Here is a 22825-nt window from a genome sequence, read left to right on the forward strand (position 1 = left end):
ACGATGATGTTGGCGGCCCTTCTGCAGCGCCTTGCACAGATGCTGTTCGTGATGTTCGGCATCAGCATCCTGGTCTTCCTGATCTTCTTCGCAACGCCGGGTTCCGATCCCGCCGCCCGCATCGCAGGCAAGAATGCGGCGCCTGAAACGCTGGTTGCGGTGCGTCATGATTTCGGCCTCGATCGCCCGCTGCCGGTGCAATACGCCGTGATGATGAAAAAGCTTTTCGTGACCCAGGATCTCGTTTCATTCGTCAATCGCGGACTGAAGGTCGTGCCGGCGATCATCGAAGCTGCTCCAGTGACCCTCTCGCTCGTTTTCGGCGCGGCGCTGTTCTGGCTCATCGGCGGGCTTGCTGTCGGCATTCTCGCCGCCGCCTACCGCGATAGCCTCATCGACCGCATCTTGATGATCCTTTCGCTTACAGGTGTGGCCATTCCCGTTTTCTGGCTCGGCGAAATGACCAACCTCGTGTCGCAGAACCGCTTGCACGACACACTTCTTTTCTCCTGGGTTCCGGCGCTCGGCTATGTACCCCTGTGGGTAGACCCGGTCGGCTGGTTCAAGGCCCTGCTGCTGCCTTGGCTCACATTGTCGCTGGGCTTCGTCGGTATCTATGGACGCGTGCTACGCGCCAACATCGTCGAGACCTACCAGGAAGACTTCATCCGCACGGCACGCGCCAAGGGCATATCGGAAGTGCGGGTCCTGTTGCGTCACGCCCTGCGCATGTCGCTCGTCCCCTTCGTCACCATGTTCGGGCTTGATTTCGGCGCACTCGTCGGTGGCGGCGCCCTGGTGACCGAGGTGATCTTCGGGCTCAACGGCGTCGGCAAACTCACCTATGATTCCTTGCAGAGCCTCGACCTGCCGGTGATCATGGCGAGCGTCATGTACGCCTCTTTCTTCGTGGTCCTGGCCAATGCGGTCGTTGACATGACGTACGCGGTGCTCGACCCGCGCACGAGGAGCCACTGAGATGGCAGCACCACTTCTCGACGTGCGCGAACTCTCGATCTCCTTCGCCGGTCGCAATGGCCCGATCAAGGTGATCGAAGATCTCTCCTTTCAGGTCAACGAGCAGGAAACGCTGTGCATCGTCGGCGAATCCGGCTCGGGCAAGACCGTCGCTCTCCTGAGCATGCTCGGACTGCTCGATCCGCTTTCATCCAGGGTCCGGGGCTCCGCTTCGTTCAAGGGAGCAGAGATTCTTGGCGCTTCCGAGCGGACGCTCCGCCGGATTCGCGGCCGCGAAATCGCGCTGATTTCCCAGGATCCGATGACAGCCATGATCCCTGTCCGCACCGTCGGCTGGCAGATCGTGGAGCAGATCCAGGCTCACAATGGACTGTCACGCCGAACCGCCTGGAACCGGGCGATCGAACTGCTCGGGGAAGTCGGTATTGCCAACCCGCGCATGATCGCAGGGCAATACCCGCACCAGCTCTCCGGGGGCATGCGCCAGCGCGCGATGATTGCCATGGCGCTTTCGTGCAATCCGTCGCTGCTCATCGCCGACGAACCCACGACAGCGCTCGACGTGACGGTTCAGGCACAGGTTCTCGACCTGCTGCGTCGCCTGAGGCGAGATTTCGGGTCCTCGATCGTGCTGATAACCCATGACATGGGTGTCGTCGCCGAAATGGCCGACCGCGTCCTGGTCATGTACGCCGGCCGCATCGTCGAACATGGCTCATGCGACGCGATCTTCGCCGACGCATGGCATCCTTACACTTGGGGACTTCTTGATTCGATCCCACCGCTGGATGGTCCTCGGCCCGACCGCCTGGTCTCCATACCTGGATCGCCACCTCAGCCGGACAAGCGGCCTGCCGGATGCGTTTTTGCGCCACGCTGCCACGCGCGCGTCGCGGCGTGCGCAGAGCCACCACCGCGACAGATGGCCGACGGGCGCGATGCCCTGTGCTTCATCGACTATGACAACAGGCACGCCGGGCGGTCCCGCCTCGTCCACAATATGGACCAACCAGCATGACGGCCATGCATGCACCCTCGACCTTTCAGGAGACCCGACCGCTGCTTCGCGTCGAGGCTCTCTCAAAGACCTTTATGGTGGGCAAGACATTCATCCCGGGCAGTGGGCAGGCCGTGCGAGCCGTCGACGCCGTCTCCTTCGACATCTTTCCGGGCGAGACGCTTGGCCTGGTGGGCGAATCCGGCTGCGGCAAGTCGACTCTCGGCCGCTGTCTGATGCGCCTCCACGACGTCAGTGCCGGCCGGATCGTGCTGGACGAAATCGACATCGCTCCACTATCGCCGCGCCAGTTGCGGCCCTATCGCCGGCACATGCAGATGATCTTCCAGGATCCCGCCGCGTCGCTCAATCCGCGTCGCCGTGTCGGGGATCTGCTTGCCGAACCGTTGCGTGTCCACAGGACTGCCGATCGTGCCGGCATCACCCAACGATTGCGGGAACTGATGGACATCGTCAGCCTGCCCGCCTCCTTTCTCGACCGCTATCCGCATGAGTTTTCGGGTGGTCAGCGCCAGCGTATCGGCATTGCCCGCGCTCTGGCTCTTGAACCAAAGCTGATCGTCGCCGACGAACCCGTCTCGGCCCTCGACGTATCGGTGCAGGCGCAGATCGTCAATCTGTTGTCCGACCTGCGCAAGCGGCTGCAACTCACAACGCTCTTCATTGCCCATGATCTCAGCGTCGTCCGTCAAGTCTCGGAGCGTACCGCGGTGATGTATCTCGGCTCCATGGTTGAGATCGGTCCGACCGACCTGCTGTTTCGCAGACCTGCACATCCCTATACCCAGGCCTTGCTGTCCGCGATCCCCGTTCCACGCTTGTCCGCCAACAGGAAACGCGAGCGCATCCTGCTCAAGGGTGAGATTCCAAGCCCGGCCAATCCACCGTCAGGCTGCCGCTTTCACCCGCGCTGTCCGGCGGCAAACGAACGTTGCAGGATCGAACGCCCTGCCCTGGCTCAGCTTGCCGACGGCCGCAAGGTCGCGTGCCATTTCCCCTTCTCGCTGCAGACGACGTGAACCCGACGACTTCGTGAACTCCAGACCTGAGGAGATACTCTTGCCCAAGCTCGCAGAACATGCCTCTCACATACCCACATTCCGTCGCTTCGGATCCCAGCCGGGCATCGCAGCGCTCTTCCTCGGCTCGGCTCTGGCCGCGTGCGGTCAGCCGCCAACCGCCTCTGCGGAAAGCGCTCTCGGCAACGCCGCTCCCGTGAACGCCCTGCTGACATATGGCAAGACCAATGACATTCCTCCTCGGCTACAGTGGGAGGCCAACTATGGTTATTGCGGGGAGGTGTCGCTGATCAGCGCCGGCCTCTACTACGGCCAATACGTGTCCCAGTACGATGCGCGCGCGATCGCCAGCAAGAATGCCAACCAGTCCACGGAAGGCAGCCAGCTTCTGCTTGGTGTTAATGACTCCTACACCGCAGCGCAGATGCATTTGACCGCCATAGCCTGGAAAAACACCTCCACGTCGAACACCAACAACTTCCTCGCCTGGGTCAAGGAAAATGTCGCATCCGGCTATCCTGTTGTCATTGGTGTCTACTACAATCAGCGCTCTTTCGGCGTATCCAACGACCCGAATGCAGGCGACAACGAGTACGATCATATCGTCCCTGTCACCGGCGTTTCATCAAAACATCCGCTCACCAAGCCGGCGGCCTACTATGCCGACGATGAACTCACCTTCAGCGACAACGGGCTTTATACTCCCAACGGCAAGCCGACCTATGTTTACAAGTATCCGTTCGGATCCTTCCAGGCCAACCGCAAGGAAGCGAATTCGAAGGCCCACCCCGACTATGCGCTGGCCCGCGGGGGCAGCAACTATGGCATTGCGATAACCGGGATCATCGATCGCGATGGTCAGACGCTGCCGGTACGTCTGTCGACGAATGTGAATTATGAAAAACCTATCATGCGCGAGGGCTCCAATAACCGGCCGGCTTCGCAGGATCTGACATTGACGATCACCGTATCGGGACTCCAGCCTGGCGTGTCCTACAATTTGTACCGCTACAACAGCTTCCAGTCGGTACCCAATTCGGCATTCAACGCTGCGGCGTCGAAAGCGTCCAAGAAATGGAAAATCAACATCAAATCTGGATCGTCGGCTACCATGACCGAAAAGATCAAGTCGGACGAGATAGCCGTCTACCGAGCCGTTCCGGAAACGGCACCGTGACGTAGCACCCAGATCCGCGAGCCTTGTCGTTTGATGAATTGCCAGAAGCCTGCTCGCGATGAGCAGCAGCGCTTGCGTAGGAGCCGAAGAATGTCTGCGATACCCGAACTGTGTGCTGATACCATCGTCCACAACGGCACGATCTGGTGCGGCTACGAAGAAGGCACGGTGGAGGCTGTCGCCATCTGGCAAGGCAAGGTGCTTGCAACCGGCACGACGGATCAGATCTTGTCGCTGAAAGGCGACAGGACGCGCCTGATCGACCTGCAAGGACGTTTCGCCACTCCCGGCTTGAACGATGCCCATCTTCATCTGCTGCTGGTTGGCCTGACACTCTCCTGGATTGATGCAACGCCGCAGGCCGCACCCACATTGACGAGCCTGCTGGATGTCATACGCGAAAAGGCGGCATCCGCTCCGGCCGGCACATGGATCAAGGCGCGCGGCTATGACCAGACCAAGCTTGATGTCGGCCGGCATCCGCACAGGCTGGAACTCGATGCTGCAGCTCCGAACAATCCCGTCCTGCTCGAGCGTGCCTGCGGCCACATCGCGATCTTCAACTCGAAGGCTTTCGAACTGGCTGGTGTCGATGAACACACGCCGGTGCCCGATGGCGGGTTGATCGAGCAGAAAGACGGCATTTTGACCGGCATGGTCGCCGAAACCGCCCAGAACATCGTTCTCAGGACGATGCCGAAGCCGACGACGGATGAGATGATCGATGCCATCGAGGCAGCCGGCAATCTGCTGCTTTCCTACGGTGTCACCAGCGTCATGGACGCCGCGGTCGGACAGGTAGCCGGTTTCGACGAAATCCGCGCCTACAATCTCGCCAAACTGCAAAAACGGCTGCCGGTACGCAGCTGGCTCGTCCTGCTCCAGGATGGCCAATCCATGGTGCAGCAGTGTTTTGAAGCCGGCCTGGTGTCCGGCGTCGGCGACGACATGGTGACGATCGGCGCGGTCAAGATCTTCCTCGACGGTTCGGCTGGCGGCAGGACGGCATGGATGAGCAAGCCCTATCTCGGCGGAGACGACAACACCGGCGTGCAGATCTTGCAGGACGCGGAACTGGAAACGCTGGTGCTGGACGCCCATCAAAAGGGCTATCAGCTTGCCTGCCATGCGATCGGCGACGCCGCCATCGGGCAGCTCATTACCGCCTATGAAAAGGCGCTTGCTGACCTTCCCGATCCGGACCGACGACACCGCATCGAACATTGCGGCTTCTCGACGCCGGAACAACATGAACGGATGCTCAGGGCAGGAATTTACCCCTGCCCGCAGCAGGTTTTCATCTACGATTTCGGCGACGCCTATATCTCCGTCCTGGGCGAGGAACGCGCGCTGTCAAGCTATCCGCTCAAGACCTGGAAGAACCTCGGCTTCAAACCCGCGACAGGCAGCGACTCCCCCGTCTCACATCCCAACCCATATCCGAACATCTATTCGATGCTGACGCGCGAGACCGGCAAGGGAACCGTGATGGACGCACGCGAGCGCGTGACCATCGAAGAAGCTCTTCAGGTCTACACCGAATACGGCGCTTTTTCGCAGAAACTGGAGAACGTAAAGGGCAAGCTCATACCGGGCCAGGTCGCGGATATCGCGGTTTTCTCGCGCAACATGCTGACGGCGCAGCCCGGAGATATCCTCAACGATACGCATTGTGTGCTGACCCTCCGCGGCGGCGAAGTGGTTTTCGAGCGTCATTGAAATTGCGCCGGGTTTCGTATGTGCCTTATGCCCCGACTTGCGAAACGATCCAACGATACAGTTCGTTGGCGACGGGATGATCGAGTTTGCTGTTGGGCATGACGAAATGGTAGCCGTTCTCTGTCGGCAGCGGCAGGTCGATCGCCACCTGCAGCCGCGCCGCGGCCAGTTCCTGTTCGATCAGATAGAGCGGCAGCAGTGCCACGCCGAGGCCGGCATACGCCGCCTGTATCACCATGGTGAACTGGTCGAAGCGGTGCCCCTGGAAGGCCGCCTGCGTTTCCACACCGGCCTGGTGGAACCAGTCGACCCACGCTTTCGGTCTTGTCGCCAGATGCAGCAGCGGCAGGCGAGCCAGATCTTCGGATTCGCGCGGGGGCGCGGTCTGCAGCAGCGCAGGACTGGCCACCGGCACGATCACCTCCTGGCAGATGTATCGGCACGTGGCATTGGCCCAGATCGGCTGGCCATAATGGATCGCCGCATCGAAGCCCTGATCCTCGAGATCGAACGGGGCCGAGCGCGAGGCAATGTCGAGTGCCACGCCCTGATGGGCGCGCAGAAAATCCGGCAGCCGGGGAACGAGCCAGCGTGAGCCGAAAGTAGGCAAGGTGGCGAGGCGCAGCAGCGCGGCCTTGGAACCAGCCATCGCGCGCAACATCGCCGCCTCGCCCTGCTCAAGCAGCTTGCGCGCGTCGGGCAGGAATTTTCGGCCAGCTTCCGACAGCACCACGCGCTGGCGCACGCGTTCGAAAAGCGTGATGCCGAGCTGGGCTTCCAACTCGCGGATCTGACGGCTGACGGTGCTCTGGGTGAGGTTCAACTCGCGCCCAGCCTGTGTGACGCTGCCATGGCGCGCGGCGCTCTCGAAGGCCTGCAGCCTGCCTAGGTCCGGGATCAGGCTACGCGACAAAGTCATGCAATTTTCGCATCAAGTCAGATTGATTCAGGGTAATTCAGGCACTCCATCTAGCGATATAACATCAATCGCGCATCAAGTCGCCATTTCATCCAGCCTTCTGTCCTTGCAATGATTGGAAAGTCCCATGCCAGTCTCGCGCTTCATGTCCAGTGATGCCATCCGGGCCGCCTTCTCGGCCGCCATGTCTGCCATGTATCGGGATGAAGTGCCGGCTTACGGCACCCTGATGGAATTGGTGGCTGACGTAAACGCAGCGACCCTTGAGCAACAGCCTGGATTGCGGGCCAGTCTCGAAGCCACCGAGACATTGGAGCGCATCTCGGAGGAACGTCACGGCGCCATCCGCCTCGGCACGGAGGCCGAGCTTGCCATGATGCGACGCGTCTTCGCCGTCATGGGCATGTTTCCGGTCGGCTATTACGACCTCAGCGAGGCGGGCGTCCCGGTCCATTCCACCGCCTTTCGCCCGGTGGGCGAAGAAGCGCTCAAGGTCAATCCGTTCCGAGTGTTCACCTCGTTGCTTCGGCTCGACCTGATCGCCGACGCGGAATTGCGCGATGCCGCCCAGGAAATCCTGGAGTACCGCCGCATCTTTTCGGACAGTGCAGTGGCGCTGGTGGAAAAGGCCGAACGCGATGGCGGCCTTTCATCGGAAGACGGAAAACGCTTCGTCGCCGAGGTGCTTGGCACCTTCCGCTGGCACGAACGGGCGAGCGTCGACCACGCACTTTATGAACGCCTGCACGCCGCCCATCGCCTGATCGCCGACGTGGTGTCCTTCAAGGGCCCGCACATCAACCACCTTACCCCGCGGACACTCGACATCGATGCCGTGCAGGACGCGATGCCACGACGCGGCATTGCACCCAAGGCCGTGGTCGAAGGGCCGCCCAACCGCGCCTGCCCGATCCTGCTTCGACAGACTTCGTTCAAGGCTATCGAGGAGCGTGTCCTGTTCCCCGATGCAGACGGCAGTCTCGCCGGGGGCTCGCACACAGCTCGCTTCGGCGAGATCGAACAGCGCGGCGTGGCCCTGACCCCGAGGGGCCGCGGCCTCTATGACCGGCTGCTCAACGAAGCGCGCGCCAAGGTGCGCCCGGCCGCCGACGGCTCGAACGCGCAGGACTATGTCACGGCACTGCAGGAAAGCTTCACCGCTTTCCCGGACGACTGGAACGCCATCCGCAAGGCAGGGCTCGGCTACTTCCTCTATACAGTGGTGCCGGGAGCCGATCTTTCCGGTCACGCCGGTACTGACATCGAAAGCCTGATCGCAGCCGGCTTGGTGCGTTTCGACCCCATCGTCTATGAGGACTTCCTGCCAGTATCGGCGGCAGGCATCTTCCAGTCCAACCTGGGTGATGACGCCGTGCAGGACTTCGTCGCCAGTCCGAACCAGAAATTGTTCGAAACAGCGCTGGGCGCAACCGTGCTCAATGAGTTCGAGCACTATGCCGGTATCGAGCGTGCTTCGTCCGAACAATGCCTCGCCGCCGCGCGCGCCCTGTCAGCGGCCGCGTGATGGTGCTTGCCGTCGATCACATCGACCGGCTCGGCGCCATTCTCGGCCCGCAAGGCCTGCTCACCGTACCGAGCGACATGGCACCTTACGAGAGCGCTGCCCGCTACGCCGGAGGCCGCGCTGCTTTCGTCGCGCGCCCGGCCACGGCCGAAACGGCATCTCAGGTGGTTGGCTATTGTGCCCGCCACGGCATCGCGCTGGTGCCTCAGTCCGGCAATACCGGACTGGTCGGCGGCTCGACCCCCGACGAGAGTGGCAAGCAGGGCGTGCTCAGCCTCGAGCGACTGCGCTCGACCTTCGATCTCGATATCGACAACCGCAGCCTGCGTGTCGATGCCGGTTTCCGCCTCTCGGAAATCAACGCACGGCTTGAACCGCACGGCCTGTTCTTTCCCATCGATCTCGGCGCAGATCCCATGGCGGGCGGCATGGTCGCCGCCAATACAGGCGGTGCACGCTTCCTGCGTTTTGGCGACGTGCGCCGCAACACGCTGGGACTGAAGCTGGTGCTGGCCGACGAAGATGGCACGGTCCTGCACTGCGGCAAAGGTCTGCGCAAGGACAATACCGGTCCGGACTGGAAGCAGCTTTTCATCGGGACAGGCGGCGCCTTCGGTATCGTCACGGAGTGCACCTTCAATCTGGAACGACTGCCCAGACAGACGGCCACGGCCTATCTCGTGCCGGCCACGGCCGCGGCGGCACTCACTTTGCTCAACGAACTGGAAGAACGCGCCGGCACTTTGCTCACTGCCTTCGAAGGTCTGTCCGGGGCAGCGATCGGTCATGCCCTTGCCCATGTCCCATCTCTGCGCAATCCATTTCCCGGCGGGGCGGTGCCTGCTTATGTCATCCTTGTCGAGCTTTCACGTTCCTGGGCCCCGCGTGCCAGCGAGCAGACGCTTGACTCCATGCTGGAAGAAATCCTGGCTGAAATCTGGGAACTGACCGGCTCACCACTGGCCGACGCTTTCATCGGTGCGCCCACCGAAATGTGGGCACTGCGTCACACCTTGTCGGAGGGGGCAAAGGCTGCGGGTTATGTTGTCGGCCTCGACCTCGCCTTCCGGCGGGGCGAAGTCATGCGTTTTCGCGAACACATGGCTGAACTGTTGGCAAACGAATTCCCGCAAGTCGAAATCTGCGACTTCGGCCATATCGGCGATGGCGGCGTGCATTTCAATCTGGTGTTGCCGCGCGACCGCGATGGCGCCGCGGACACGGCTTGCGCAGCGCGCTTGCGCGGCCTCGTGACGGAGATCGCGGTCGAGGAACACGGCGGCAGCTTCAGCGCCGAACACGGGCTCGGCCGCAGCAACCAGCATTTCTACGACCGCTACACACCCGAAAAACTGAAACAGATGGCTGCGCAATTCATGCAGGCGACGTCGCCCGGCACCCCTGGCGTCGTACGGCTCTGAACAACGGCCAGGTCCCCCAAAAACGGAAAGGTGAATATCATGACGATAGCGAAGGAAACTGCGGATCTTCTTGGCAAGCTCGGCGTTGCCAAGGACGTGCTTTCAGGTGGTGATCTGGTCGTGCGCAGCCCGGTGACGGGCGAGCAGCTGGCAGCGCTGAAGACGGTTTCGGCAGCCGAGGCCAACAAGGTGATCGATGCCGCTCATGAAGCCTTCAAGGCCTGGCGCCTGGTGCCCGGTCCCAAGCGTGGCGAACTGGTGCGCCTGCTGGGTGAAGAACTGCGTGCCCACAAGACCGAACTCGGTCGTCTGGTCTCGATCGAGGTCGGCAAGATCCCGTCCGAAGGTCTCGGCGAGGTCCAGGAAATGATCGACATCTGCGATTTCGCCGTCGGTCTGTCGCGTCAGCTTTATGGCCTGACCATCGCCACCGAGCGTCCCGGCCATCGCATGATGGAAACCTGGCATCCGCTCGGCGTCGTCGGTGTCATCTCGGCCTTCAACTTCCCTGTCGCGGTATGGTCGTGGAATGCCGCACTGGCCCTGGTCTGCGGCGATGCCGTGGTGTGGAAGCCTTCGGAAAAGACGCCTCTGACGGCACTGGCCTGCGAGGCGATCTTCGCCCGCGCCGTCAAGCGCTTCGGTGCGGATGCCCCCGCCAATCTGGCACCGGTGCTGATCGGTGAGCGCGAGATCGGTGAAGTGCTGGTCGATCATGCCAAGGTGCCGCTGGTCTCGGCCACCGGTTCGACCCGCATGGGTCGCGAGGTCGGTCCGCGCCTGGCCAGGCGTTTCGCCCGTGCCGTGCTGGAGCTCGGCGGCAACAATGCCGGCATCGTCTGCCCGAGTGCCGATCTCGACATGGCACTGCGTGCCATTGCCTTCGGCGCCATGGGCACGGCCGGCCAGCGTTGCACCACGCTGCGCCGCCTGTTCGTGCATGAGAGCGTCTATGACCAGCTCGTGCCGCGCCTGAAGAAGGCGTACGAGAGCGTCTCGGTCGGCAATCCGCTGGAGACCGCCTCGCTGGTCGGCCCGCTGATCGACAAGGCAGCCTTCGACAACATGCAGAAGGCACTGAGTGAGGCCGGCAAGCATGGCGGCACGGTCACCGGCGGTGCTCGTGTCGATAACGGCCATGGCGATGCCTACTACGTGCGTCCGGCGCTGGTGGAGATGCCCAAGCAGGCTGGTCCGGTTCTGGAAGAGACCTTCGCGCCGATCCTCTATGTGATGAAGTACTCCGACTTCGACAGCGTTCTCGACCTGCACAATGCGGTTGGAGCCGGGCTGTCGTCGTCGATCTTCACGCGCGACCTGCAGGAATCGGAACGGTTCCTGAGCGCCGACGGTTCTGACTGCGGCATTGCCAACGTCAACATCGGCACGTCGGGCGCCGAGATCGGCGGAGCGTTCGGTGGCGAGAAGGAGACCGGTGGCGGCCGTGAGAGCGGTTCGGATGCGTGGAAGGCCTATATGCGTCGTGCCACCAACACCGTGAACTACTCCAAGGCACTGCCTCTCGCACAGGGCGTCTCCTTCGACATCGACTGAGCACTGCACACTTCCAGACCTTGATGAACGGCGGGCCTCGGTCCGCCGTTTTTTTGCCTGCGGCCGCCATCAGCATGCCACCGCAATGCGACAATAAAAACGTTTTTATTTTCCTTGAAATCGTTTTTATCGCTTGATAGCTTTCTAAAAGGGGAGAGGAGAAGCGGCGATCATGGCCAAAGCCAAGTCTGCACCCGGCAGCACTTTGCCGACGATCAAGACGCTAGCCACGCATACCGGCTATTCGATCGGCACCATCTCGAAGGCCTTGCGCGGCTCGCCGGTCGTCACTGACGCCACCCGTGAGGAGATCCTCGCCGCCGCCCGCGAACTCGGTTACCAGGCCAACGCGCGCGGCATGGCGCTGCGTACGGGCAAGACCTATCAGGCCGCGGTGCTGATGCCGATCACCTCGGCGGCCGGCTACGAATGGGATGGCGTCGAATACACGCAGATCCTCAGCGGCATCTCACAGGCGCTCGACGGCAGCGATTACCAGCTTTCCGTCTACGGCTATCGCAACTTCGACGACGCCTGCACCGTCGCACGCCGCATTGCCGACCAACGGCTCGCCGACGGAATGATCTTTTCCGGTGTCCTTGCGCAGGATCCACGCATCGCCATGCTGGTCGAAGCTGGTTTCCCCTTCGTATCGCTTGGCCGGTGCCGGCAGCAGCTCGCTTATGCCCATGTCGATGTCGACAACGAATGGGCCGCCTATGCAGCAACCGCACGGCTGATTGCCGGCGGCCATCGGCGCATCGCGCTCATCAATGCCGAACCACGCCTGTCCTATGCGCTGGACAGGATCGACGGCTTCAGCCGCGCCTTCCGGGAAGCGGGGCATCAGCCATCGCTCGACCTGATGAATGGCGGCGACCTCACCGCGCGTTTCGGCCGCGACACCACCATGAAGCTCTTCAAGCAACCGTCGCCGCCAACGGCACTGGTATGCGTCAACGAATCCACCACCTTGGGCGTGCTTTCGGCGCTGAGCAGCCTCGGCCTTCGTGTCGGCGAGCATGTCGACGTCATCGCCTATGACGACATCAACGTCAGCGCCTACTTCAGCCCGCCGATCACCACTCTCTACCAGCCAATCGAAGTGCTCGGCCGCCGGCTCGGCGAATTCCTGCTGCTGCGCATGGTGGATGAAGGCGCGGCGAAACTCGCCGAAGTGTTCCGGCCTGAACTGATCGGCCGGCAGCCTGACAATCTGGGTGGCCGCATTGGCCGCACCTGATCCGATCATCAAGCTCAAAAAACGGGAGGAAAGAGCATGAAGGGAATTCTGACGGGACTTGTGATGGCGCTGCTGCTGTCGGGCGCGTCGCACGCTGCCGATCTCGGCGGCAAATTGCTGAAGGTAGGGTCCGATACCACCTCGCCGCCGATGGAAAGCGTCGACACCGCGACCGGTCAGATCGTCGGTTTCGATGTCGATGTCATCAATGCCATCTGTGCCAGGATCAACTGCAAGGCCGAATTCGTCACCACCGGCTGGGATGGCATCTTCGCTGCGCTCGACCAGGGCAATTTCGATCTCGTCGCATCCGGTGTTTCCATCACCGACGAGCGCAAGAAGGCGATGGATTTCTCCGAGCCCTACATCATCAACAGCCAGGCGATCCTGATGCGCGTCGCAGACGAAGGGCTGACCGCGGAAGACTTCAAGACCAAGGGCAAGAAACTCTCGGCCCAGGCCAACACCACCGACGCCCAGGTGGCCGAAGGCATCGCCGGCAAGGAGAATGTCACAGCCTACGACAGTTTCGCGGCTTCTCTCATCGCGCTCAAGAACAAGGACGTCGACGGCGTGGTCATCAACGGCGCCAACGCCGCCGCCTACGAGAAGGAGTTTGCCGGCGAGCTGGTGGTGCCCATCCGCAACCTGCAGTCCGATCCGCTCGGCCTCGTCTTCCGCAAGGGTGACGAGAACATCGCCGCCTTCAACGAGGGCATCGCGGCGATCAAGGCGGACGGCACACTGGATGCGCTGATCGCCAAGTACTGGGGCGCCAAGTAGCAGCTTCGCTTCACGGGCTCCGGCGGGACGCCGCGCCGGAGCCTCTTCAACGAAGGAGGGCGGATAGAGATGCGTTACCTCATGCGCCTGCGACCCAGCAACCTGATCATCGCAGCCGCCCTGCCGTTCATCGTCTACCTGTTCGCAAGCTCCGCGGACTACCAGCGCTCGTTGCGCGCCATCGTCGGCGTCGAGCATGGCTCCTCGGTCTTTGTTCCTGGCTTCCTGCTCCTGGTGGCCGCTTTCGCGGCAGGTGTCGGAAGCCTCCTGTTTTCGCGCGCATCGGCGCCAAGGTCTTATCTCGCCAGGATCTGCGCCGCACTGAGCCTGCTGGCGGCGGTTGCAGCTGCCGGCACCGACATCATTCGACCCTACGTGGCTTCCGTCGTCGCCAACGCGGTCGATCCATTTACCTCGAAACTGGTGGTGCAGGGCGTGACGCCACGCCGGCTCACCGATGCCGCCGACGCGATGGTCCAAGGCTATGCGTCAATACTCTTCTGGGCCTATCTGGCGATCACCGTTGCGGCACTCGCACTTTTCTTCTTCGGCGGACAAGCAACCCGTGCAAGGAACGCCGCCCGGGCGACGCTGCTTGCGGTCAATGGCTTCGGTCTTGTCGCCATCCTGTTCCTGGCGCCCATGGCATTCGCCGCCGGCGTCGCCACGACCATTCGCGCCGCCGTTGCCGCCTACATACTGGCGGCCCTGCTCGGCCTCGTCTGGGTCGGCCTGCTCAAGCTTGACTACAGCCGTCGCGCCAATTCCGTCTTCGTTGCGCTGACCGCGCTGCTCGCCTGTGCCGCCGCATGGTTCCTGCTGCAGCCGAGCGACGACTATGTGCTGGTCGGCAAACTGGACGGCAAGGTCGCCATCGTGTCAGGAACGCCATCCGGTACGATCGGCGCTGTTCGCTACGGCCAATTTCCCGAAGCGCCGGGCGACGAGGTGCCGCTGCGCACCTTCAAAGGGCCGATGGAAGCCATCGCCGCGCTCGGCAAGAACGCCGATGTCAGCGCAGCACTGCTGCCGGCGGCTGCGGCACCGGCCGATCTGCCTGTGCTCTGGCGCACCGCCGCCCTCAAGGATTCCGACAGAGCTTCCGGCATCACCCTTGCGGTGCTCGCCATCATCACCGGCCTGCTTACCTTCGGCGGCCACATCCATCGCCGCCACCCGCTTTCGATCGGCTCGGAATTCATCGTCGACACGATCCGCGGCATCCCCATGCTGGTCATCGTGCTCTATGTCGGCCTGCCGCTCGCCGGCGCGCTGAAGGACGCCACCCAGGGCGTGTTCGATCCGCCCAATCTTGCGCGCGGCATCGCCGCCATGGCGCTGGCCTATTCCGCCTATCTGGCCGAGATCTTTCGTTCCGGCATCAATGCCATCCCGCGCGGCCAGATCGAGGCGGCGCGCAGCCTCGGCCTCAATGGCTGGCAGACGGCCCGTCTCGTCATCCTGCCGCAGGCTTTCCGCATCATCATCCCGCCGCTCGGCAACGAACTGATCGCCATCCTCAAAGACACCTCGCTGCTGTCGATCCTGTCCATCCGCGACATCACCCAGCGCATGCGGGAATTCCAGTCGGCGAGCTTCCTGCCGTTCGCGCCCTACAACTCCGCCGCCATCTTCTACATCCTGCTGACACTGGCGGCGGCCAGCCTGATCAGCACAGTCGAGAGAAAATATGACATCAAGCATCGATAACAGGCGTAACCTGGACGCACGAGCGGCGTCGCTTGTCCTGCCGCAGGGTTTCGTCTTCGGCGCCGCCACGGCCGCGTATCAGATCGAAGGCGCGCCGGCGGCCGACGGCAAGGGCGAAAGCATCTGGGACCGTTTCTGCAAGGTGCCCGGCGTCATCATCGACGGCTCCAGCGGCGACGTTGCCTGCGACAGCTACAACCGCTGGAAAGACGATATCGCCGTCCTGAAAACGCTCGGGCTTGACGCCTACCGTTTCTCTTTTGCCTGGACACGGCTGCTGCCCGAAGGACGCGGCGCAGCCAATCCCAAGGGCATAGCTTTTTACGACCGCCTGATCGACGATCTGCTGGCCGCCGGCATCGAACCTTACGTGACCCTCTACCATTGGGACCTGCCCCAGGCATTGCAGGACCAGGGCGGCTGGTACAATCGCACCACTGCCGACGCGCTGGCCGACTATGCCGCACTCGCTGCGCGCAGCTTCGGCGACCGTGTCAAGAAATGGACGACCCTCAACGAACCGTGGACCTTCTGCTGGTCCGGCCATGCCTCGGGCGAAGATGCGCCGGGCCTGCGCGACGGCACCAAGGGCGGCGTGACCGCGAGCCATCACGCTCTGCTCGGCCATGGCAAGGCGGTGCCGATCATTCGTGCCGAGGTGCCGGACGCCTCCGTCGGCATCGTCTTCGACCTCAATGTGGCTGAACCCGCCAGCAGCGATCCGCGTGATGTCGCCGCTTCGCGACGTTTCGATGGCGCGCAGAACCGCTGGTTCCTCGATGCCGTCTTCAAGGGCAGCTACCCCCAGGACATGCTGGAGCTCTATGGCGATCTGCTCCCCGAGATCCATGCCGACGACAACGCCGTCATCGCCGCGCCCATCGATTATCTGGGCGTCAACATCTACCGCCGCTCGGTCATCGCCGAAGGCACTGAGCTGGCGCCGCTGAACTATCGGCGCGTCCAGCCGGAAGGCCTTTACTCTGCCGTCGGCTACGAGATCTGGCCGCGCTGCATGTATGACGTGCTGCGCTATGTGAATGACAACTATGCCCCGAAGGAGATCTACATCTCCGAGAACGGCGTGGCCACGCGGCCGGAAACGGTCGGCGCGGACGGCCATGTCTGGGACGAGTTGCGCGCCGCCTATTATGTCGAACATCTGGAGCAGGTCGCGAAGGCTGCGGACGAAGGCGTGCCTGTGCGCGGCTATTTCGCCTGGACGCTGATGGACAATTTCGAATGGGCCTACGGCTATACCACGCCGTTCGGCATCACCCATGTCGACTACGAAACACAGCAGCGCACGGTGAAGTATTCCGGCAAAATCTATGCCGCGATCGCGCGCCAGGAAGCGGCAGCCAAGCCGCGGAGCGCCGCAATTGGCGGCTAGGACGGTCCTTGTCACCGGTGCAGGGCGCGGACTTGGACGCGAATTGGCGCGGCAATATGCGGCGAGCGGCTGGCAGGTCATCGCCTGCGGCCGCAGCCGGCCGGCCGACAGCTTTGAAGCTGGCATCGAGTATCAGCCGCTCGACGTTGCCGACCCTGCGTCGATTTCCGCGCTGGGGGGGCGCCTCGCCGGCAGGCCATTGGACGTGCTGATCAACAACGCCGGCGTGCGCAGCCCGGCCGCCGGCCTGAATCGCCTGCAGCCGGACGCGTTCCTGGAAGTGTTGTGCATCAACACGCTCGGCCCGGTGCTGCTGATCCGCGCCTTGCGGGCAAACCTGCGCCTCGGTGAGAACGCGGTCGTCGCCAACATCAGCTCGCGCGCCGGTTCGATGGCGGAAGGCCTGCTCGACGACGATGATGACGACTACGCCTATCGCTGCTCCAAGGCCGCACTCAACATAGCGACCGTCCAGCTCGCGCGCGATCTGCAGCCGGACGCCATCACTGTGCTGTCACTGCATCCTGGCTGGGTGAAGACGGACATGGGTGGTGAAGAAGCCGTGCTGCCCGTAGAGGAAAGCGCGAAAGCCCTGCGAACGATCATCGCGGCGGCAAAACCCGAACACAGCGGGGCCTTCCTGGCCTTCGATGGTCGCAAGGTGGGCTGGTAACGTCTCGAAAAACCCGACGATAGCCGGCCGACCGCCTCAGGCCGGAACCGCAGAAACCAACACGCGGTCCCGGCCCTGCGCCTTGGCCTCGTACAAGGCAGCGTCGGCCAACGTCAGAAGCTCGTGAAAATCCCTGGCGTTGGCGGGACAGGTCGCGATGCCGATGCTGACGGTCACCGGTCGCCTGAGTTGCGGATGAACCATGTCGGCAACAGCCATCCTCATGCGTTCAGCAAGCATGGATGCACCCGCCGGCGCCTCCGGGCACAGCAGCGCGAATTCTTCGCCGCCATACCGGAAGAGCTCGTCGCCTTCCCGCTTGGCGTTCAAAAGAGCGGCTGCCACGGCCTGAAGAACCCTGTCGCCCTCGGCGTGTCCGTGATTGTCGTTGACGGCTTTGAAATGGTCGATATCGATCATCATCAAGCTCAGCGGAAGCCCCGACTTGAGGGCTTCCGCCAGCATGAGCGGACCTTTTTCATCGAGTTGGCCACGATCCTGAAGGCCTGTCAGGGGATCCTTGCCGATCCGCCCGACGAGCTTCTCGTAACGATGCCGATAGGTGAGCCTGTCGAACACATCGGTGGCCCGTCTCACGCCGACGGGAAGCGGGCTCTTTTCGACAAACTGCAGATAAAGCGCCAGCATCACGCTGAAGAAGAATGCCGAGCCGATCTTGGCGATCCACCCCCCGTAAAAGGCAGACAAAGGAGCCCCGGTGACGAGATACAGGCCGAGGTAGAAAAACACCTGATCGAAGCTCAGGACGATCGCCAGGCTGATGAACATCCGGCCCAGTATGGTGTTCGTGACGATTGCTCCCAGCCGTTCGAACAGCAACACCATGCCGATCAGGTCGACAAAAAGCAGAGCGGTCCCCCACACCATCAGGAAACCGATCTGGTTGATGAACTGCATTTCCGGCTGGCGCCAGGCGAGCTGCGCAGGATCGTTGTAGTAGTTCAGCGGCAGGGCCAGCACCACCATCAGCAGATTGCCGATCAGCAGACCGTAAGTGGGCTGGCGCATGCTCTCGGCGTCTTCCTTGATGTAGAGCAGCAGGAAGAAGGCGAGCTTGCCGGCGAACATCACAGTCGAGCCGGGCGAGATCAGCCCGAACGGCAGCTGGATGAAATAGACTGCCGCGAGGTAGGTCTCCAGGAAGTGCATCGCTCCGAGCGTGCAGAAAAACACGCCCATGCCGAGGCTGGTCCTGACGCGGAAAACCAGCGCCATCGCGGCGAAATAGACGGAGGCCTGCATCAGCAGAACCAGGAAACCGGACATTTAGCGATTACCCCCCGAGCGCGAGGCGCCCCGATGCCTGGTGCGCGCCTGCGCGTTGCGGCACTGTCTGTCGGCAGACATGCCGCTCCCCCTTTAGAAGCCAGCTGGCCATCTAAGGTATTCCGCCTTGGCTCGCAACACCCGCAACCGGGTTCGCGGCAATGTGATCGAAGGCGCTAGGAATGGCGAGCGGATATCACTATATGCGTCTGCGGCCGATCCAGCCTGTGACCGACCGGAGCTTCATGAACCATCGCAGACATGTGAGACAGCCCAGCCTGACACTGTTGTCAGCCGCGATGCTGTTCCTGGCTGCGATCTTCGCGTTCGGTCAGCTGCCAGCCTCCGCTCCGCTATCTCAGACGAAGAGCACGGAACTGGCTCTGGCACGCCAGACGAACCACATCGCCGTCTCGACAGCGAAGGCCAATCGTCCACTCTCGTTGAGAGAAGGCGGGCGTGATGGCGTCGGAATCCTGCCCGTCATCCCCGCACTGGCCCCGCCAACGGCGATCGTCTTGGTCGCGACGGTTGCAGGACACAACAAACCCACCGACTCGGTTCGCGTCTACGACGCCTGCGCACCGCCGACAGCCTGATCCCCACAGATCGGCCGTTGCAGCCATTCGCCATGTGAGAAAACTGGCGCCGGGCGGATTTCCGCCTTTGGCTCCCTCAGCCTTTCTCCGCGGGTAGCGCTCATCTGAACGATCTTCCTCGCAAGTCTGCCCAACGCGGCCCGTACGCCTGCAAGGGCTGACGTGCGAGCGATCCCGCAGCTCCAAACTCCGTCACCCAGGTGGAGCTTAGGATCCCGATGGCAACTGCCCTTTCGAACTGATCAAGGCTGGACCCTGACCATGGATGCAATTCTTCAGACGACAGAGACCTTTTTGCGCGACCACCAGATGTGGGCTGGGGTGACGGTCGGCCTGATTGCCTTCGGCGAATCCCTCGTTCTTGTCGGCCTGCTCATTCCTGCGACAGCGCTGATGATGCTGATCGGAGGATTGGTGGGCGCCGGTGTGATCGACCCGGTTCCCGTGGTGCTGGGTGCGATCATCGGGGCGGTCCTCGGCGACATCGTGTCGTATGTTCTGGGCCGCGCGACGGGACCGGGCATCGTCCATCGATGGCCGCTCAAACGATACCGGAGCGGGGTGGCGCGGGCGCGTCTGTTCTTCAAACAATACGGCTTTGCCGCGATTTTCTTTGGTCGCTTCTTCGGTCCTCTTCGCTCCACCGTACCACTCGTCGCGGGCATGATGGCGATGGACCAGAAGCGGTTTCAGTTGGCAAACATCGGGTCAGCCATGGTCTGGGCGCCGCTGATGCTCGCGCCCGGATGGCTGGCCGCAAAAGGCGCTTCTCGGTTCGGCGAACTCAATGAATTCCACTGGCTCGGACTGGCCATAGGCCTGATGGTCCTGACCTCCTTGGCCGCCGTATTGATCGCCTGGATCCTCAAAAAGACCACACCTCAACGCCGTAGAGCCGGCCAGTTGCGATGAGCCCTGAAAATTATTTCGTCCCATGAGGGATTAAATGCCGGACAGGCACCGTAAACCTCGCATGAAGACCAGAAGGTCATCCTTTGACGTATTCGCTCAGCTCGGTTCGCTGCGTCGCTACGCGCGTTCACTGACGCGCAATGACGCGGATGCCGAGGATCTCGTACACGACGCTTTGGTGCGCGCCTATGAACGCCGCTCGGGCTTCCGCTCCGGTGGCAACCTGCGCGGCTGGCTGCTGTCGATCGTCCACAACACCTTCATCGACCGCATACGCTCGGCTCGCGCCGAACAGCGGCGCATCGACGCTGCGGCGCAGCTCGCCGATGTCTCGATGGAGGCGCCGCAGGAACATTCGGCGCGCCTTGCCAAGGTGCGTGAGAACTTTCTCGCATTGCCCGAGGAACAACGCGCCGCGCTCCATCTCGTCGCCATCGAGGGGCTCGCCTACCAGGAGGCTGCCGACGCGCTCGGCATTCCGGTGGGCACGCTGATGTCGCGCCTCGGGCGCGCACGCGCCGCGCTGCGCGACATGGAAGAGAACCCTTCGTCCCGGCCCGGGCATCTCAGGATCGTAGGAGGAACATCGTGACGGACCCGGTGACGGACACCGATATCCTCGCCTATGTCGACGATCAGCTCGATACCTCGCGCCGGATCGACGTCGAGGCCTATCTTGCCGCCCGCCCCGAGGAGGCCGCCCGCGTGATGGCGGATCTGCGGCTGCATGATGAACTTCGCCTGGCGCTTTCCGTGCCATCATATGCGGTGCGGCCGGCCACGACGGAAGCCGCAAGGCGGCTGCAGCGAGGCCTGCTGCGCGGTCGCATCACCTCCGTGCTCCAGCGCGCGGCGACAGTGGTGATGTTCGTCGGAGCGGGCTGGGTCGCGCATGAGGCGATCGGACCGTTCGGCATCAGCCAGTCGATCGCTTCGGTTCAGCCACCGGCCTATGTCGAGGAGGCGGTGCGCGCGCATGGCACCAGCCTGCTGCGCGCGTCGATGACGTCGCAGCCGAAAGTCAGCGACTACGACCCCGCCGAGATCCTGTCGGCAACCGCCATCACCATGCCTGCGCTGCCCAGGGACTGGAGCGTCAGGGATGTCCAGATCTACCCGTCCCGTTTCGGCCCGAGCGTCGAACTGGCCGTCCATTCGGATTCCATCGGTGACGCGTCCTTGTTCGCGGTGCGCCCGGGAACCTTCGACGTCGTCAAGCCGACGCAGACGGACGTCGGCGGCACGGCGTCCAGCTACTTCCAGATCGGCAATGTCGCCTACGCGCTGGTCGGACGCGGCAATCCGAAAGAACTCGGCGCCTCGGCCAGGAAACTTGCCGACAGCCTCTATTGATCATCCACCCCAGGAGACATGACATGAACTCGCCCAATTACCGTCAACAGGCTGGCTTCGGCCAGCCCAGTGCAGTCCTCTTCGATGAGGGTCTGCGCCAACACATGCTACGTGTTTACAACTACATGGCGCTCGGGCTTGTCCTGACCGGCGTCATCGCCTTCACGGTAAGCTCGGTCCCCGCGCTCTATGTGCCGATCTTCTCCACCCCGCTGAAATGGGTGGTGATGCTCGCGCCGCTCGCTTTCGTGCTGCTGTTCTCGTTCCGCATCCAGACGATGTCGGTCGCCGGCGCACAGGCCATGTTCTGGGCCTTCTGCGCGGTCATGGGCCTGTCGCTCGCTTCGGTCTTCCTGGTCTTCACCGGCACCTCGATCGCGCGCACCTTCTTCATCGCCGCCACGATGTTCGGCGCCATGAGCCTCTACGGCTACACGACGAAGACCGACATGACGAAGTTCTCGTCCTTCCTGATCATGGGCCTGATCGGCGTCGTCATCGCCAGCATCGTCAACATCTTCCTCGGCTCGTCGGCGCTGCAGTTTGCGATCTCGGTCATCGGCATCCTCGTCTTCCTCGGCCTGACCGCCTGGGACACGCAGAACATCAAGGAACAGTATGCCGAGAACTTCGACAGCGAGTCGCGGCAGAAGATGGCCGTCTGGGGCGCTTTCTCGCTGTACCTGAACTTTGTCAACATCTTCCAGCTGCTGCTGAACTTCACCGGCGAGCGCGAGTAAGCGCGCTCGGTGATCGGCACAGTCAAGGAGAACAAGATGGACCGCAACGACAGCCAGGCGATCGATCAGCTGTTCGGCAAGCTTGCCCTTGTCGAGCAGCAATCGCCGCCGCGTGACACCGAGGCAGAGGCCCTCATCCGCGACAAGGTCGCATCCCAGCCGGGCGCACCGTACTACATGGCGCAAACCATCGTCGTGCAGGAACAGGCCTTGCAATCCGCCCACGCCCGGATCGAACGGCTTGAAGCTGAGGCTTCTCGTTCGTCAGGCGGCGGCCTTTTCGGCGGACTGTTCGGTGGCAGCCGGCAACCCGCTCGCGCATCCGTTCCGCAGGTCGGCGGCAACGCAGCATATGCCCCCGGCTACAACCAGGGCGGCGGCTTCGGCCAGCAGCGTGCGGGCGGCGGCTTCCTCGCCGGCGCAGCACAAACCGCGATGGGCGTTGCCGGCGGCATGCTGCTGGCAAACGCCGTCGGCAGCATGTTCGGTGCCGGCGAAGCCCAGGCGGCCGAACAACCGGCCAAGGAGCCCGCCGCCGAGGAGACAGGCCTCGACGACGGCGGCATGGACGACATGGAGTTCTAGCCTCCGCCCCACAGGTCTGGACAATTGTTCCTCAGTTGGACCGCCCTGTTCACGACTACGATCAGCCTGCGCAACTGCATGCGCAGGCTGTTTCTTGCTAAGCGGACTGAGTGGCCTCCGAACCGGGATGCAGCCCGACGGCGGAGGAAAGCTCGTAGATTGCCCGGATCCCGCCTCCGGCAGCACCCTCTCCTGTAAAGAAGCCGCACGTCGTTTA

At 62.7% G+C, this 22825-nt stretch carries 21 protein-coding genes; 19 read left to right on the top strand and 2 right to left on the bottom strand.

The window, feature by feature from the left end:
- The first annotated feature begins 6 nt into the window (after positions 1 to 6).
- The 5 genes from AC3WTO_RS18490 to AC3WTO_RS18510 all read left to right on the top strand — a co-directional run bounded on the left by AC3WTO_RS18490 (position 7) and on the right by AC3WTO_RS18510 (position 5911).
- Positions 7 to 978: an ABC transporter permease gene (locus tag AC3WTO_RS18490; protein WP_492558427.1), complete on the top strand. Its 972-nt coding sequence runs from the start codon at positions 7 to 9 to the stop codon at positions 976 to 978.
- A 1-nt stretch (position 979) separates the two neighbouring features.
- Positions 980 to 1996, top strand: a complete 1017-nt coding sequence (locus AC3WTO_RS18495; protein WP_492462222.1) for an ABC transporter ATP-binding protein — start codon at positions 980 to 982, stop codon at positions 1994 to 1996.
- Positions 1993 to 3015, top strand: coding sequence for an ABC transporter ATP-binding protein (locus AC3WTO_RS18500; RefSeq protein ID WP_492462223.1), 1023 nt, complete (start codon positions 1993 to 1995; stop codon positions 3013 to 3015). Before AC3WTO_RS18495 ends, AC3WTO_RS18500 begins: the two co-directional genes overlap by 4 nt.
- A gap of 40 nt (positions 3016 to 3055) precedes the next feature.
- Positions 3056 to 4192, top strand: a complete 1137-nt coding sequence (locus tag AC3WTO_RS18505; RefSeq protein ID WP_492462224.1) for a C39 family peptidase — start codon at positions 3056 to 3058, stop codon at positions 4190 to 4192.
- A 90-nt stretch (positions 4193 to 4282) separates the two neighbouring features.
- Complete coding sequence (locus AC3WTO_RS18510; protein WP_492462225.1) at positions 4283 to 5911, top strand: amidohydrolase; 1629 nt, start codon at positions 4283 to 4285, stop codon at positions 5909 to 5911.
- Positions 5912 to 5936: 25 nt separating this feature from the next.
- Here AC3WTO_RS18510 and AC3WTO_RS18515 read toward each other — a convergent pair whose 3' ends face one another.
- On the bottom strand, positions 5937 to 6830 hold the full coding sequence (locus AC3WTO_RS18515) for a LysR family transcriptional regulator (RefSeq protein ID WP_492462226.1): 894 nt from the start codon (positions 6828 to 6830) through the stop codon (positions 5937 to 5939).
- 127 nt (positions 6831 to 6957) lie between these two features.
- Between AC3WTO_RS18515 and hglS the strand changes: the two genes are divergently transcribed.
- The 8 genes from hglS (at position 6958) to AC3WTO_RS18555 (ending at position 17132) form a co-directional block, all read left to right on the top strand.
- Entirely contained in the window at positions 6958 to 8355 is a 1398-nt protein-coding gene (hglS, locus tag AC3WTO_RS18520) for a 2-oxoadipate dioxygenase/decarboxylase HglS (RefSeq protein WP_492462227.1), read from the top strand.
- Positions 8356 to 8357: 2 nt separating this feature from the next.
- The gene (locus AC3WTO_RS18525; RefSeq protein ID WP_492462756.1) at positions 8358 to 9776 is read left to right on the top strand and encodes an FAD-binding oxidoreductase; all 1419 of its coding nucleotides are present in this window, start codon (positions 8358 to 8360) and stop codon (positions 9774 to 9776) included.
- A 39-nt stretch (positions 9777 to 9815) separates the two neighbouring features.
- Positions 9816 to 11330: an L-piperidine-6-carboxylate dehydrogenase gene (amaB, locus tag AC3WTO_RS18530; RefSeq protein ID WP_492462229.1), complete on the top strand. Its 1515-nt coding sequence runs from the start codon at positions 9816 to 9818 to the stop codon at positions 11328 to 11330.
- A gap of 172 nt (positions 11331 to 11502) precedes the next feature.
- Positions 11503 to 12573, top strand: coding sequence for a LacI family DNA-binding transcriptional regulator (locus AC3WTO_RS18535; RefSeq protein WP_492462230.1), 1071 nt, complete (start codon positions 11503 to 11505; stop codon positions 12571 to 12573).
- Positions 12574 to 12609: 36 nt separating this feature from the next.
- Entirely contained in the window at positions 12610 to 13356 is a 747-nt protein-coding gene (locus AC3WTO_RS18540) for a transporter substrate-binding domain-containing protein (protein ID WP_492462231.1), read from the top strand.
- Positions 13357 to 13425: 69 nt separating this feature from the next.
- A complete protein-coding gene (locus AC3WTO_RS18545; RefSeq protein ID WP_492462232.1) occupies positions 13426 to 15066 on the top strand; it encodes an amino acid ABC transporter permease in 1641 nt (546 codons plus the stop codon).
- Entirely contained in the window at positions 15047 to 16459 is a 1413-nt protein-coding gene (locus tag AC3WTO_RS18550) for a GH1 family beta-glucosidase (RefSeq protein ID WP_492462233.1), read from the top strand. Before AC3WTO_RS18545 ends, AC3WTO_RS18550 begins: the two co-directional genes overlap by 20 nt.
- Entirely contained in the window at positions 16449 to 17132 is a 684-nt protein-coding gene (locus tag AC3WTO_RS18555) for an SDR family oxidoreductase (protein ID WP_492462234.1), read from the top strand. Before AC3WTO_RS18550 ends, AC3WTO_RS18555 begins: the two co-directional genes overlap by 11 nt.
- A 36-nt stretch (positions 17133 to 17168) precedes the next feature.
- On the opposite strand, the gene AC3WTO_RS18560 is transcribed toward AC3WTO_RS18555, so the two are convergent.
- Positions 17169 to 18419 (bottom strand): GGDEF domain-containing protein, encoded by a 1251-nt coding sequence (locus AC3WTO_RS18560; RefSeq protein ID WP_492462235.1) that lies wholly within the window; start codon positions 18417 to 18419, stop codon positions 17169 to 17171.
- A gap of 182 nt (positions 18420 to 18601) precedes the next feature.
- Here AC3WTO_RS18560 and AC3WTO_RS18565 point away from each other — a divergent pair, with 182 nt between their 5' ends.
- From AC3WTO_RS18565 to AC3WTO_RS18590, 6 genes are all read left to right on the top strand, one after another.
- Positions 18602 to 19018 (top strand): hypothetical protein, encoded by a 417-nt coding sequence (locus AC3WTO_RS18565; protein ID WP_492462236.1) that lies wholly within the window; start codon positions 18602 to 18604, stop codon positions 19016 to 19018.
- Positions 19019 to 19279: 261 nt separating this feature from the next.
- Positions 19280 to 19930, top strand: a complete 651-nt coding sequence (locus AC3WTO_RS18570; protein ID WP_492462238.1) for a DedA family protein — start codon at positions 19280 to 19282, stop codon at positions 19928 to 19930.
- Between the two features lie 61 nt (positions 19931 to 19991).
- The gene (locus tag AC3WTO_RS18575; protein WP_492462239.1) at positions 19992 to 20522 is read left to right on the top strand and encodes a sigma-70 family RNA polymerase sigma factor; all 531 of its coding nucleotides are present in this window, start codon (positions 19992 to 19994) and stop codon (positions 20520 to 20522) included.
- Positions 20519 to 21283, top strand: coding sequence for an anti-sigma factor family protein (locus tag AC3WTO_RS18580; protein ID WP_492462241.1), 765 nt, complete (start codon positions 20519 to 20521; stop codon positions 21281 to 21283). Before AC3WTO_RS18575 ends, AC3WTO_RS18580 begins: the two co-directional genes overlap by 4 nt.
- Before the next feature lie 23 nt (positions 21284 to 21306).
- On the top strand, positions 21307 to 22023 hold the full coding sequence (locus AC3WTO_RS18585) for a Bax inhibitor-1/YccA family protein (RefSeq protein ID WP_492462242.1): 717 nt from the start codon (positions 21307 to 21309) through the stop codon (positions 22021 to 22023).
- 36 nt (positions 22024 to 22059) lie between these two features.
- Positions 22060 to 22608, top strand: a complete 549-nt coding sequence (locus tag AC3WTO_RS18590) for a DUF2076 domain-containing protein (protein WP_492462243.1) — start codon at positions 22060 to 22062, stop codon at positions 22606 to 22608.
- Positions 22609 to 22825: the final 217 nt, after the last annotated feature.

It is taken from the genome of Mesorhizobium sp. EU05-FHT14A09, from assembly GCF_058790995.1.

Excerpts from the sequence above, each read along its gene's own strand:
- AC3WTO_RS18490 (WP_492558427.1), top strand. The coding sequence starts at position 7 with ATGTTGGCGGCCCTTCTGCAGCGCCTTGCACAGATGCTGTTCGTGATG.
- AC3WTO_RS18495 (WP_492462222.1), top strand. The coding sequence starts at position 980 with ATGGCAGCACCACTTCTCGACGTGCGCGAACTCTCGATCTCCTTCGCC.
- AC3WTO_RS18500 (WP_492462223.1), top strand. The coding sequence starts at position 1,993 with ATGACGGCCATGCATGCACCCTCGACCTTTCAGGAGACCCGACCGCTG.
- AC3WTO_RS18510 (WP_492462225.1), top strand. The coding sequence starts at position 4,283 with ATGTCTGCGATACCCGAACTGTGTGCTGATACCATCGTCCACAACGGC.
- AC3WTO_RS18515 (WP_492462226.1), bottom strand. The coding sequence starts at position 6,830 with ATGACTTTGTCGCGTAGCCTGATCCCGGACCTAGGCAGGCTGCAGGCC.
- hglS (WP_492462227.1), top strand. The coding sequence starts at position 6,958 with ATGCCAGTCTCGCGCTTCATGTCCAGTGATGCCATCCGGGCCGCCTTC.
- amaB (WP_492462229.1), top strand. The coding sequence starts at position 9,816 with ATGACGATAGCGAAGGAAACTGCGGATCTTCTTGGCAAGCTCGGCGTT.
- AC3WTO_RS18535 (WP_492462230.1), top strand. The coding sequence starts at position 11,503 with ATGGCCAAAGCCAAGTCTGCACCCGGCAGCACTTTGCCGACGATCAAG.
- AC3WTO_RS18540 (WP_492462231.1), top strand. The coding sequence starts at position 12,610 with ATGAAGGGAATTCTGACGGGACTTGTGATGGCGCTGCTGCTGTCGGGC.
- AC3WTO_RS18545 (WP_492462232.1), top strand. The coding sequence starts at position 13,426 with ATGCGTTACCTCATGCGCCTGCGACCCAGCAACCTGATCATCGCAGCC.
- AC3WTO_RS18550 (WP_492462233.1), top strand. The coding sequence starts at position 15,047 with ATGACATCAAGCATCGATAACAGGCGTAACCTGGACGCACGAGCGGCG.
- AC3WTO_RS18560 (WP_492462235.1), bottom strand. The coding sequence starts at position 18,419 with ATGTCCGGTTTCCTGGTTCTGCTGATGCAGGCCTCCGTCTATTTCGCC.
- AC3WTO_RS18565 (WP_492462236.1), top strand. The coding sequence starts at position 18,602 with ATGGCGAGCGGATATCACTATATGCGTCTGCGGCCGATCCAGCCTGTG.
- AC3WTO_RS18570 (WP_492462238.1), top strand. The coding sequence starts at position 19,280 with ATGGATGCAATTCTTCAGACGACAGAGACCTTTTTGCGCGACCACCAG.
- AC3WTO_RS18575 (WP_492462239.1), top strand. The coding sequence starts at position 19,992 with ATGAAGACCAGAAGGTCATCCTTTGACGTATTCGCTCAGCTCGGTTCG.
- AC3WTO_RS18585 (WP_492462242.1), top strand. The coding sequence starts at position 21,307 with ATGAACTCGCCCAATTACCGTCAACAGGCTGGCTTCGGCCAGCCCAGT.
- AC3WTO_RS18590 (WP_492462243.1), top strand. The coding sequence starts at position 22,060 with ATGGACCGCAACGACAGCCAGGCGATCGATCAGCTGTTCGGCAAGCTT.